Origin of the sequence: Novosphingobium resinovorum, assembly GCF_001742225.1 — a bacterium.
In the GTDB taxonomy this organism is placed as follows: domain Bacteria; phylum Pseudomonadota; class Alphaproteobacteria; order Sphingomonadales; family Sphingomonadaceae; genus Novosphingobium; species Novosphingobium resinovorum_A.
This window is the reverse complement of the sequence record NZ_CP017075.1, coordinates 2,836,177-2,848,338: the sequence shown is the minus strand read 5'-3', so window position 1 is coordinate 2,848,338 and position 12,162 is coordinate 2,836,177. Positions and strand designations below refer to the sequence as shown.

12 protein-coding genes are annotated in these 12,162 nt (G+C 65.5%); 5 read left to right on the top strand and 7 right to left on the bottom strand.

Translation table 11 applies throughout. The features are described 5' to 3' along the window. Nucleotides 1–3 precede the first annotated feature (3 nt). From BES08_RS13300 to BES08_RS13290, 3 genes are read right to left on the bottom strand one after another with little or no spacing between them, the layout of a single operon-like run. Nucleotides 4–498, bottom strand: a complete 495-nt coding sequence (locus tag BES08_RS13300; RefSeq protein ID WP_069709257.1) for an endonuclease domain-containing protein — start codon at nt 496–498, stop codon at nt 4–6. Between the two features lie 39 nt (nt 499–537). Beyond that, nucleotides 538–2,031: a Fe-S cluster assembly protein SufB gene (sufB, locus tag BES08_RS13295; RefSeq protein WP_069708581.1), complete on the bottom strand. Its 1,494-nt coding sequence runs from the start codon at nt 2,029–2,031 to the stop codon at nt 538–540. A gap of 1 nt (nt 2,032) precedes the next feature. Further along, nucleotides 2,033–2,473 (bottom strand): SUF system Fe-S cluster assembly regulator, encoded by a 441-nt coding sequence (locus BES08_RS13290; protein ID WP_008829384.1) that lies wholly within the window; start codon nt 2,471–2,473, stop codon nt 2,033–2,035. 447 nt (nt 2,474–2,920) lie between these two features. Here BES08_RS13290 and BES08_RS13285 point away from each other — a divergent pair, with 447 nt between their 5' ends. The 4 genes from BES08_RS13285 (at nt 2,921) to BES08_RS13270 (ending at nt 8,782) form a co-directional block, all read left to right on the top strand. Further along, nucleotides 2,921–3,979, top strand: coding sequence for a quinone-dependent dihydroorotate dehydrogenase (locus BES08_RS13285; protein ID WP_069708580.1), 1,059 nt, complete (start codon nt 2,921–2,923; stop codon nt 3,977–3,979). Between the two features lie 11 nt (nt 3,980–3,990). Further along, a complete protein-coding gene (gene ggt, locus BES08_RS13280; RefSeq protein ID WP_069708579.1) occupies nt 3,991–5,724 on the top strand; it encodes a gamma-glutamyltransferase in 1,734 nt (577 codons plus the stop codon). 74 nt (nt 5,725–5,798) lie between these two features. Further along, nucleotides 5,799–7,616 (top strand): AMP-dependent synthetase/ligase, encoded by a 1,818-nt coding sequence (locus BES08_RS13275; protein WP_069708578.1) that lies wholly within the window; start codon nt 5,799–5,801, stop codon nt 7,614–7,616. A gap of 59 nt (nt 7,617–7,675) precedes the next feature. Next, a complete protein-coding gene (locus BES08_RS13270; protein ID WP_069708577.1) occupies nt 7,676–8,782 on the top strand; it encodes a zinc-binding metallopeptidase family protein in 1,107 nt (368 codons plus the stop codon). Here BES08_RS13270 and BES08_RS13265 read toward each other — a convergent pair. From BES08_RS13265 to BES08_RS13250, 4 genes are all read right to left on the bottom strand, one after another. Beyond that, nucleotides 8,779–9,306, bottom strand: a complete 528-nt coding sequence (locus BES08_RS13265; RefSeq protein ID WP_069708576.1) for a hypothetical protein — start codon at nt 9,304–9,306, stop codon at nt 8,779–8,781. The genes BES08_RS13270 and BES08_RS13265 overlap by 4 nt on opposite strands. Before the next feature lie 158 nt (nt 9,307–9,464). Beyond that, nucleotides 9,465–10,247, bottom strand: coding sequence for a bifunctional sulfur carrier protein/thiazole synthase protein (locus tag BES08_RS13260; protein WP_069708575.1), 783 nt, complete (start codon nt 10,245–10,247; stop codon nt 9,465–9,467). Nucleotides 10,248–10,304: 57 nt separating this feature from the next. Continuing rightward, the gene (gene thiS, locus BES08_RS13255) at nt 10,305–10,517 is read right to left on the bottom strand and encodes a sulfur carrier protein ThiS (protein WP_083274674.1); all 213 of its coding nucleotides are present in this window, start codon (nt 10,515–10,517) and stop codon (nt 10,305–10,307) included. A 16-nt stretch (nt 10,518–10,533) separates the two neighbouring features. Then, nucleotides 10,534–10,905, bottom strand: coding sequence for a MerC domain-containing protein (locus BES08_RS13250; protein WP_008831264.1), 372 nt, complete (start codon nt 10,903–10,905; stop codon nt 10,534–10,536). Between the two features lie 153 nt (nt 10,906–11,058). Here BES08_RS13250 and BES08_RS13245 point away from each other — a divergent pair, with 153 nt between their 5' ends. Then, on the top strand, nt 11,059–12,129 hold the full coding sequence (locus tag BES08_RS13245) for a COX15/CtaA family protein (protein WP_008831263.1): 1,071 nt from the start codon (nt 11,059–11,061) through the stop codon (nt 12,127–12,129). Nucleotides 12,130–12,162 lie beyond the last annotated feature (33 nt).

Genomic DNA, 12,162 nt, shown 5'->3' with positions numbered 1-12,162 from the left:
GGCTTATCCTTCGTCGCTCACGAACGTCCCTGCCGGACGCGAGCCAGCCTTCTTGCGCGCGGAGCGCTTGTCGAAGGGCACGTTGAGTTCGGTGTTGATTTCGCGGACCACGGTATCGACCTGGCCGAGCACTTCCTCTTCCGAGAAGCGCAGCACGCGGATGCCGACTTCGGTGAGCTTGCGGTCCTGCAGTTCGTTGACGTCGGGGTTGGAATCCTCGGCGCTCAGCTGGATCACGATCCAGCGCGAAGGGCAGGCGAAATCGACGATCGCCGAGCCGACGATCGACTGCCGCGTGAACTTCACCCCGCCCAGCTGCGAGCCGGACAGCTTCGCCCACAGCGCCTTCTGCGCCTCGCTGGGGTTGCGGCGCTGGTCCTTGGCGCGCTCCTTCAGCGTTTCGAGGCGCGTGCCGGTGACGGCAAAGCTGGCCTTGGCGTCTGCCTTCGGCCCGTTGGAGGCGAGGCTGATGCCCAAAGTCTTGCGGGCGGCGGTCATGGTTTCTGGTCCTTCGTTATTCATGTCGGGGGAGGGGGGTCAGCCCACGCTCCCCTCAAGGCTGATGCCCAGCAGCTTCTGCGCTTCCACCGCGAATTCCATCGGCAGCTGCTGCAGCACTTCCTTGGCGAAGCCGTTGACGATCAGTGCCACCGCCTGTTCGGTGTCGAGGCCGCGCTGCATGGCGTAGAACAGCTGGTCGTCGCTGATCTTGCTGGTGGTCGCCTCGTGCTCGATCTGGGCGCTGGGGTTGCGCACTTCGATATAGGGCACCGTATGCGCGCCGCACTCCTTGCCGAGCAGCAGCGAATCGCACTGGGTGAAGTTGCGCACATTGTCGGCGTTCGCACCTACGCGGACGAGGCCGCGATAAGTGTTGTTGCTCTTGCCTGCCGAGATGCCCTTGGAGATGATCGTCGAGCGGCTGCCTTTGCCGTTGTGGATCATCTTGGTGCCGGTATCGGCCTGCTGGTAGTTATTGGTGACGGCCACCGAGTAGAACTCGCCCACCGAATCCTCGCCGTTGAGGACGCAGCTGGGGTACTTCCACGTCACGGCAGAGCCGGTTTCCACCTGGGTCCAGCTGATCTTCGAACGCGCGCCCTGGCACAGGCCGCGCTTGGTGACGAAGTTGTAGATGCCGCCCTTGCCGTTGGCATCGCCCGGATACCAGTTCTGGACGGTGGAGTACTTGATCTCCGCATCCTCCATCGCGACCAGCTCGACCACGGCGGCGTGAAGCTGGTTCTCGTCGCGCATCGGCGCGGTGCAGCCTTCGAGGTACGAGACGTAGCTGCCCTTTTCAGCCACGATCAGGGTGCGCTCGAACTGGCCGGTGTTCTCCGCATTGATGCGGAAATAGGTGCTCAGCTCCATCGGGCAGCGCACGCCCTCGGGGATGTAGACGAAGGTGCCGTCCGAGAAGACCGCGCAGTTCAGCGTGGCGAAGTAGTTGTCGTGGACTGGCACCACGCGGCCCAGCCACTTCTTCACCAGCTCCGGGAATTCGCGGATCGCCTCGGAGATCGAGCGGAAAATGACGCCCGCCTGCTCCAGTTCCTTGCGGAAGGTGGTGGCGACCGAAACCGAATCGAACACCGCGTCCACCGCGACCTTGCGTGCGCCCTCGACGCCGGCGAGCACTTTCTGCTCCTCCAGCGGAATGCCCAGCTTCTCGTAGACGCGCAGGATCTCGGGATCGACTTCGTCGAGGCTGGCGAGCGCATCCTTCTTCTTGGGCGCGGCCCAATAGTAGGATTCCTGGTAGTCGATCGGCGGAATATCGAGCTTCGCCCAGTCCGGCGGCGTCATTTCCAGCCACTTTGCGTAAGCCTTCAGGCGCCAGTCGAGCATCCACTCCGGCTCGTCCTTCTTGGCCGAGATGAAGCGGATGGTGTCTTCCGACAGTCCCTTGGGACCGTATTCCTGCTCGATGTCCGAGGACCAGCCATGCTCGTACTCGGCGACGCGGGCGGCGGCTTCGCGTGCGGCCTGATCGCGTTCTGGCGCGATGGGGAGGGTTTCTTCGGTCATCTCAAACTTCCTCGACGAGCTGGGTCAGCGCCACCTGGGCGAGCGCCCCGCGCACGGCCGCATTAACCTGCGGCCAGTGGCCTTTTACGTTGCAACAGGATTCCAGCGTGCAATCGCTTTTCGCGCGATCGATGCAGGCGGTGAGGGCGATCGGCCCTTCCACTGCCTCGACGATGTCCGCCAGCGAGATCGTGGCGGGAGGTCGTGCGAGTCGCAGACCCCCACCGACACCGCGCGACGACCGCATCAGTCCGGCTGCGGAGAGCTTGCTCACCAGCTTCTGGACGGTAGGAGCAGGCAGGCCGGTTTCCTCCGCCAGCTGGGCGGCGGAAATACGCGCACGCTTGCCGCCCGCCTGCTCGATGAGCGAACAGGTGCCGCAATGCCGCGCCGCAGCGGACATTATGACGACGGCATAGTCTGTCATACTCGACAGGCGCATGAACGGGCTTTCTGGTTCCTGTGTTTAAATCGGATCAATTCTTTCCGATTTGCACCTAGTGCAGCGCGCGGCGGGTTTCAATGGCCGTTTCGCACCTGCGAGCGGTTCGCACGGTTGATCGCTGCCGCGCCATAGCTCGTCGCAAAAGATACGCAAGCCATGGAAAAAGGCTTGCTTAACGGTCGATCTATGGGAGCTTGCCGTCAAGAAGCGCGAAAAAAGGCGGTTCCCGATCGAAATCGGAAACCGCCTTAAGTTATAAAGAACTCGAGCGCATCCCGCTACGAGCCCTTCGGGTCGCAGGACTCGTGTATGCTCCGGATGGGTCGATTTATTGTATAAACGCGACACGTTCGCAGGTCCGGATGGCTCGGGATGACCCCTAACGGGCTTTTTCATCTCGCACCGCAGCAGAAGAAGCGTTTGAGCAACACTCCCGGGGGCGTTATGCGCACGCTCGTGCTCTATTCCCTCATCCGACCCGCCCTTTTCCGAATCGAGGCCGAGAAGGCCCATGGTCTTGCGCTCAAGGCCCTGAAGCTGTCCGGCCCCGGCAGTGCGCCGCGCACCGATCCGGCTTTGGCCAGCACCGTGGCGGGAATCGCCTTCCCCGGCCCGGTCGGCATGGCTGCCGGGTTCGACAAGGATGGCGAAGTGCCGGACGCGCTGCTCGGCCTGGGCTTCGGGTTTGCGGAAGTCGGCTCGATCACGCCGCTGCCGCAGGCCGGCAACCCGCAGCCGCGCCTGTTCCGGCTGGTCGAGGACCGCGCGGTCATCAACCGGATGGGCTTCAACAATGGCGGCGCGCAGGAAGCGGTCTACCGGCTGGAGGCGCGTGTGCGGCGTCCGGGCGTCGTCGGCATCAACATCGGCGCGAACAAGGATTCGACCGACCGCGTCAACGACTATGCGATCATGGCGCGGCTGATGGCGCCGTTGGCGGGCTATCTTGCGGTCAATATCTCCAGTCCGAACACGCCGGGTCTGCGCGCCCTGCAGGACGAATCAGCGCTGACCGGCCTGCTCGACGCGGTGATCGAATCGCGCGACGAGGCTTGCGGCGCAGGGCACCGGCCTCCAGTCTTCCTCAAGGTTGCACCCGATCTCGAGCCCGCCGACATCGACGCCATCGCGCGAATCGCCATCGACAAGCAGTTGGCCGCGCTGATCGTGTCCAACACCACGATCTCACGGCCGCCGCTGGCCTCGCAGCACAAGGGAGAAACCGGCGGCCTCTCCGGCGCGCCGCTGCGTGATCTGGCGCAGCAGCGCCTGCGCGATTTCCGCAAGGCGACCGGCGGGGCGGTGCCGCTGGTCGGCGTGGGCGGCATCGCCAATGCGGCGGACGCCTGGGCGCGCATCCGGGCGGGGGCGAGCCTTGTCCAGCTTTACAGCGCCATGGTCTACGAAGGGCCGGGCATCGCCAAGGCCATCAACAAGGGCTTGCTCGAACTGATGCGCCGCGATGGCTTCGCATCGATTGCAGAGGCGGTTGGAACCGAATAAGCCTTTCTGCAATGTCCGGAAAGCTGATCCTGGGGCTGACTGCCTCGCTCGCCCTCTCTGGTTGTGCCGCGACGACGGCGACCATCCCTTCGCAACCCACTGCGAGCAGTCCTGCCGTAACCGGACCTGCCGTTTTCGACGCCGGTATGGTCAGCGCTGCCGATCCTCGTGCGGCGGAGGCGGGGGCCTCGATTCTCCGCCGCGGCGGCAGCGCCACCGACGCGGCGATCGCGACGATGCTGGCGCTAACCGTGGTCGAGCCGCAAAGTTCGGGCATCGGCGGCGGCGGTTTCCTGATGCTCGGCAACGAGAAGGGCGAGGTCGAATCGTGGGACGGGCGCGAGACTGCGCCGAAGGCTGCGACCCCCGCGCGTTTCCTCGACGCCTCGGGCCAGCCTTTGCCGTTCCGCACCGCCGTCGTAGGCGGGCGCAGCGTCGGCGTGCCGGGCAACATCGCACTCGCGGCGAAGATTCACGCCGAGCATGGACGCCTGCCATGGGCAGACCTGTTCCAGCCCGCGATCGACCTTGCACGCGAAGGCTTCACGCTGTCCCCGCGCGGTTTCCAGTCACTCTCGCGGCAGCCCGACACCGGCGCCCATGATGCGCAGGCGCGAGGCATCTACTACGGCGCGGACGGCAAGCCGCTCCCCGTCGGCACGACGATCCGCAACCCGGCGCTGGCGAGCACGCTGGAAATGCTCGCAGCCAAGGGGCCGGAAGGGTTCTACAAGGGGGACCTCGCGCGGGAGATCGCCGCCAAGGTCGCGGCCGAAACCCCCGCGAACGGCAGGATGACCGAGGCGGACATCGCCGCTTTCGCGGCGAAGGAGCGGCCGAGCACCTGCGCGAAGTACCGCGTCTACAGGATCTGCAGCATGGGGCCGCCGTCCTCGGGCGCGACCACGGTGCTGGCGACCCTGATCCAGCTGCAGGGCTTCGACCTCGGCAAGCTCGGGCCGGACTCGCCGGTCGCCTGGCACCTCATCGCCGAATCCGAGCGGCTGGCTTATGCCGATCGCGACCTGTTCCTTGCCGATCCCGATTTCGTGAAGGTGCCGGTCGCGGCGCTGATCGACCCTGCGTACCTCAAGCGGCGCGGCGCGCTGATCTCCGCCGATCGGACGATGCCGACCGTGAGCGCCGGGCTGCCCGCGCCCAAGCTGGCTGTGGGTCGTCATTACGTCGAGCACGGCACCTCGCACTTCGTCGTCGTCGACAGGCAGGGGGACGTGGCCTCGTGGACATCGACGATCGAGAGCGCCTTCGGTTCGGGCATCATGGTCGGCGGTTTCTATCTGAACAACGAACTGACCGATTTCAGCTTTGCGCCTGAAAAGGACGGCGCGGTCGTCGCCAACCGGGTCGAGGGCGGCAAGCGTCCGCGCAGTTCGATGGCGCCCACCATCGTCTATGGCCCCGACGGCAAGCTGCTGTTCGTCGTCGGCGCCGCAGGCGGGGCGACGATCCCGGTTCAGGTCATCCGCGCGCTCGTCGGCGTGCTCGACTGGAAGCTGCCGGTGGACAAGGCGCTGGCTCTGCCCGTGCTTTTCGCGCCGAGCGACACGATCAACGTCGAGAAGGGCTCGCCGCTGGAGGCGATGATACCGGCGCTACAGGCGCTCGGCCACACATCGGTCCGGGCGATGGAGATGCCGCTCAAGACCAACGGGGTGCTGGTGGTGGACGGCAAGCTGATGGGATCGGGCGATCCGCGTACCGAAGGTGTCGCCGTTTCGCAGTAAGCTTGTGGCAACCCGCCAGCCCACCTAGACGTTCGCCTACAATACAAGTTCGTAAGGATACACCGGGGGCCGCCATGAACATTGCCGATTTCGACAGCAGCGCCAACGTCGTGTCGCTGTTCCTCGCCCGCGCCGACGCGCTGGGCGAGGCGCCGATGCTCTGGGCCAAGCACGATGGTCAGTGGCGCTCGATCAGCTGGGCCGAGGCGGCGCGCCGGGTATGCCTGATCGCCGCATCGCTGCGCCGCATGGGCCTGCAGGATGGCGAGCGCGTGCTGATCGTCTCGGAGAACCGGCCCGAATGGTGCCTTGCCGACCTTGCGATCATGGCGGCGGGCTGCGTGACGGTGCCGACTTACACCACCAACACGACGCGCGATCACATCCACATCCTGGAGAATTCCGGCGCCCGAGCGGCGATCGTCTCGACCGCGAAGCTGGGCAAGGCGCTGCTGCCGGCCGTGGTGCAGACCGACATGTGCCGCCAGGTCATCGGCCTGGAGCCGCTCGTGCCGATGCAGGGCGGGGCCTATGAAACGCATATCTGGGACGAACTGCTCGAAGGTGATGCCACCTCGGCGCGCGCCGAGGTCGATCGGCGGATCGCGGGCATCGGCCGTACGGACCTCGCCTGCATCATCTACACCAGCGGCACCGGCGGCGCGCCGCGCGGGGTGCGCCAGCATCACGGCATGCTGCTGTCTAACGTGGCGGGCGCCGCGCAGATCATCGAGCAGGACTTCGGCTGGGATCGGGGACCGGACAAGCGCGAGATTTTCCTTTCGTTTCTGCCGCTCAGCCACGCTTACGAGCACACCGGCGGCCAGTGGCTGCCGATCGGGCTGGGCGGGCAGATCTATTATTCGGAAGGCCTCGACAAGCTCGCCGCCAATATCGAGGAAGTGCGCCCGACCGTGATGGTCGTGGTGCCGCGCCTGTTCGAGGTGCTGCGCACCCGCATCATGAAGCAGATTGAGAAGCAGGGTGCGGTTGCCAACCGCCTCATGGACTGGGCGATCGGTGGGGGCATGCGCCGTCTGAACGGCAAGCGCGGGCTGCTCGACTATCCGCTCGACCTGGTGATCGAGCGGACCCTCCGGCCCAAGATCCGCGCCCGCTTCGGCGGGCGGATGAAGGCGCTGGTTTCGGGCGGGGCGCCGCTCAATCCGGAGATCGGCGTATTCTTCGACGCGATGGGGCTGACGCTGCTGCAGGGCTACGGCCAGACCGAGTCGGGGCCGATCATCAGTTGCAACCGTCCTGCTGCCGGCGTGAAGTTCGACACCGTCGGCCCGCCGATGCGCGGGGTCGAGGTCAGGATCGCCGCGGACGGCGAGATTCTCGTGCGCGGGGAACTCGTGATGTCGGGTTACTGGCAGAACGAGGCGGCGACGGCGAACGTGCTCAAGGACGGCTGGCTCCATACCGGCGACATCGGCCATATCGACGATCGCGGGCGCATTGCCATCACCGACCGCAAGAAGGACATGATCGTCAACGACAAGGGCGACAACGTCTCTCCGCAGAAGGTCGAATCGATGCTGACGCTCCAGCCGGAGATCGCGCAGGCGATGGTCTACGGTGACCGCAAGCCCTACATCGTCGGCCTGATCGTACCCGACGCCGACTGGGCGCTGCAGTGGGCACGGGATAACGGCGAGACTTTCGATTTCCGCAAGCTGCAGGGGCTTCCGGCGTTCCGCACCGCGCTGCGCAATGCGATCGACCGGGTCAACGCCGACCTCTCGGTGATCGAGAAGGTGCGTCAATACGCCTTCGCCGACGAGCCGTTCTCGATCGAGAACGAGGAAATGACGCCGAGTCTCAAGATCCGGCGGCACAAGCTCAAGGAACGGTACGGCACTCGGTTAGACGCGCTTTATCGCGCGTAAGGAAACGGTGGCGCGCTTCCTGCGTTGACGGGGCAAACGTCAATTACAGCGAGTGCGCCATGCGTGCCTTCCCCTGCCCGAACTGCCGCCGCCTGAATCATTTCGAAGTCCGGGTTTGCCCCGGCTGCCAGGCCACCCTTGGCTACGATCCCGAAATCGACGGCTTCCGCTTCCTGGCCGACGGCGCGACTGTCTGGCGCGATGCAGAAGGTGAGGTGGCCGAAGTGGTCGTATGCGCCAACAATAACGATTATCGCATCTGCAACTGGCTGGTGGCGAGCGACGACACGACGCCGATGTGCCGCGCCTGCCGCCACAACCGCACCATTCCCGACTTGTCCGAACCCTCTGTCCCGTCCCGATGGGCCAGGATCGAGGCAGCGAAGCGGCGGCTGTTCCACACGCTGATGAGGCTGGGCCTCCCGCTGGAAACCAAGGCCGAGGAAGGTCCCGGAACACAGGGCCTCGCCTTCGATTTCCTCTACGATGCGGCGGCGGAGCAGGCGGGCAGTCCGCGAATCTTCACCGGTCACGACGGCGGCGTCATCACGCTCAACCTGATCGAGGCCGACGATGCCGAGCGCGAGCGGATGCGCCATGCGATGGGCGAGCCCTATCGCACCCTGCTCGGCCATTTTCGGCATGAAGTGGGCCACCACTACTGGTCGCGGCTGGTCGAGACCGATCCGGCCGAACTGGAGGCTTTCCGCTCGATATTCGGTGATGAGCGGATCGACTATCAACAGGCGCTGCAGGCGCACTACAATGATGATGGGTCGAAAGTGTGGACCGACGCTTTCGTCAGCTTCTACGCGACCTCCCATCCGTGGGAGGATTTTGCAGAGACCTTCGCGCATTACCTGCACATCGTCGACGTTCTGGCGACGGCGGGCGGTTTCGACCTGTCGCTGGCTCCGCTGCCGGGCGACGCGGTCGGGCTGGAGGTGGAGCTGGATTTCAATCCCTACACGGCTGACACCCGTGCGCTGACCGAAGCGATGGGGCCGCTCTCTTTCGCGATGAACGCGATCAACCGCTCGATGGGGCAGCCGGATCTTTACCCCTTCCACCTGTCCGACGCGATCGTCGCCAAGCTGGACTACGTCCATAACCTGGCGGCGAAGGCACGGGCAGGGGGCTCTGTCGTCGAGCCGGTGCCGGCTTAAGCCGCTTCCTTCTCGATGAATTCGGGATAGAAGCTCGGCTCGCGGTCGGACCAGCCGGGCGCGGTGGCGGCGGCTTCGCTGATCGAGTGGAGCAGGGTGCGGCGGCGGTCAGGGCGGATCTGCGGCAGTGCTGCGGCTCCGCAGAAGGCCCCCGGGAGCCACGGCCGCGCCCAGCCGCCGAGCAGGCGCTCGTAGAGGAAGCGGAAGGCGGAGAAGCTCGTCAGGCGCTCCTGCGCGAGGTCGAATGCGGCCATCCGGACCAGCTTGCCCATGAAGGCGTCGACGTCGTCGAAGCTGTAGTCGTCCGGCCGCATCGCGCGCAGGGCCTTGAGGTCCTGATAGGCGACGTACTGCTTTTGGATCGAGGCCAGTTCGTCCTCGTCGCGCGCCCAGAGCTTGAAGGCATCCTGGCGGCCGAGGCCGATGTCGAGGCTGCGCCGGATGTAGCGCTGCTCGCTGGGGGAGAAGCTGGCGAATTCGCGCAGTTCGTTGATCGTCAGACTAGCCGTACCTGTGTGGGCCATCGTGATTGTCCCTGATGTGTCGGGAAGATCCCCGTCACGAGTCGGATTTAACCACGATCATCCTTTCTGGACGGTTTACGATGCAAAGGTTTGTATGCGCAGTTTGCCGTCGGAAACGGGAAAGGTGGGAAGGCCGTCCCGTTTCGGTACGGAGGCGCTCAGATCAAACCGGCGAGCGGGCTCGACGGGTCGGCGTAGCGACGCTGGCCCATGCGGCCGGCGAGATAGGCGTGGCGTCCGGCTTCGACCGCCAGCTTCATCGCCCGGGCCATGCGCACCGGGTCCTTGGCCTCGGCGATGGCGGTGTTCATCAGCACGCCGTCGCAGCCCAGTTCCATCGCCACGGCGGCTTCCGAAGCGGTGCCGACGCCTGCATCGACCAGCACCGGCACCTTCGCGCCCTCGACGATGAGGCGCACGGTCACCTTGTTCTGGATGCCAAGGCCCGAGCCGATCGGCGCGCCCAGCGGCATCACCGCGACGGCGCCCGCGTCTTCCAACTGCTTGGCGGCGATCGGATCGTCCACGCAGTAGACCATAGGCAAGAAGCCTTCGTTCGCGAGGATTTCGGTGGCCTTCAGCGTCTCGCGCATGTCGGGGTAAAGCGTGCGTGCCTCGCCCAGCACTTCGAGTTTCACCAGATCCCAGCCGCCCGCCTCGCGCGCCAGGCGCAGGGTGCGGATGGCGTCGTCAGCGGTGAAGCAGCCTGCGGTATTGGGCAGGTACGTGATCTTCTTCGGGTCGATGAAGTCGGTCAGCATCGGCGCCTTGGGGTCCGACACGTTGACGCGGCGCACCGCGACGGTGACGATTTCCGCGCCCGAGGCTTCCACGGCGGCGGCGTTCTGCGCGAAGTCCTTGTACTTGCCCGTGCCCACGATCAGGCGCGAGGTGAAAGTACGACCGGCAACGGTCCAAGTATCAGCGGGGAAATCGGTCACGAAGCGCGTCCTTTCGGGGAAGCGTGAATCAGGAAAAGCGGGGGCAGGGCGGCCCGATCAGCCGCCGCCGACGAAGTGGACGATCTCCAGCACGTCGCCATCGGACAAGGTCACTTCGGCAAGCGTCGAGCGCGGCGCGATCTCTGCGTTATGCTCGACCGCGACCTTCTTCGGGTCGAGGCCGATCTGCGCGACGAGGTCGGCGATGCTGGAACCGGCGGCAATGCGGCGCGGTTCGCCATTCACGGTAAGCAGGATTTCGGCAGCCATGGCTGCCGAATAGCGCTCAACAGGCGCCGTGCAAGTTCCGAATGTGCGCGAAGGCGACGAGGCTGACCCCTGCGATCGTCAGCACGGTCTCCTCGATCCCGTGATCGACGAGGAGGGCGATGCCCATCAACGTCAGGCCCGAAGCACCGATCGCCAGCGGCGCGACCCGCCCGTGGCGCAGCACGCCGAAGCCGAGCGAAATGATGCCCACGACCAGAGCCATCGCCAGTCCGATGCGGTGGATACTGGGTGAAAGAAGCGCTTCACCGCCCAGCCCCAGCACGCCGACAAGCACGACGCCCAGGATGCAATGCACCGCGCACAGCCCGCTCAGGATGATTCCGGCACGGTCGAGGCGGTTACGAATCGCAAGAAGGGCAGTACGCATGGGCAGCTATCTATGTAACGTTGTATCATTCCGCAAGGGCCGGACGCAAAATTTTCACGCAGGACTCGTCGAAAACACGTGCCGTCGAACGCCCTCTTGCGCAAATGCCCGCAAAATCGCAGGAATCGCCCGCATGACGGAAGAAGCAGACGCATGAGAGTAAACGACGGTCGCCCGATCATCGGGACAAGTGACGATATCGCCCCGATGGTGCGCTGGCTCCTGAGTGTTGCGGTGCTGGTGGTGCTGATCGTCGCGGTCGGCGGGATCACCCGGCTGACCGAATCGGGCCTTTCCATCACTCAGTGGAAGCCGCTGACCGGCGCAATCCCGCCGCTTACCGACGCCCAGTGGCAGGCCGAGTTCGCCCGCTACAAGCAGATCCCGCAGTATCTCGACGTCAACGGCCCGGCAGGCATGACGCTGGCGCAGTACAAGTTCATCTACTTCTGGGAATGGTTCCACCGTCTTCTGGCGCGCACGATCGGCCTCGTCTTCGCGGTTCCGCTGGCATGGTTCTGGTACAAGCGCACCATTCCCGGCGGCTACAAGCCGCGTTTGCTGGCGCTGTTGGCGCTGGGCGGCCTGCAGGGCGTCGTCGGCTGGTGGATGGTCTCCTCCGGCCTCAGCGCCGAGGCGCTCGACCGGGTGAGTCACTTCCGCCTCGCCGCGCATCTGCTGGTGGCGCTGTTCACGCTGGGCGGCCTCGTCTGGACTGCGCTGGACCTCAAGGCGATGGAGCGGGGAGAGCAGCGCGCGCGGCTGACCCGCTTCGGCGCCCTGGCGCTGGGCATGCTGGCGCTGCAACTGTTCATGGGCGCGATGGTGGCGGGCCTGCGTGCCGGCTATGTCGCCGGTGCCGGCTGGTGGAGCTGGGACGCCTGGCCGCTGATGCAGGGCAGCGTCTTCCCCGAAGGCGTCGATTGGGCGCGCGGGTTCTTCTCCTCGCTGGTCAACGATCCCTACCTCACGCACTTCATTCACCGCTGGTGGGCCTGGGCAATCGTCGCGGTGCTCGTCGTCATGGGCCGCAGGCTCAAGGCGAAGCACGAGAGGCTGGTCTCGGTCGCGGTGCACTGTGCGTTCGGGACGCAGGTGCTGCTGGGCATCTTCACGGTGTGGTCCGGCGTGACCTTGTGGATCGCCGTGGCGCACCAGCTTTGCGGTGCACTGCTGGTCGCCGCGACGGTGTGGGGCGCGCATGCGCTCGGACGTCGGGGGTAGGTTTCGGCCTGTCCATCGGCTACCCACTCCATC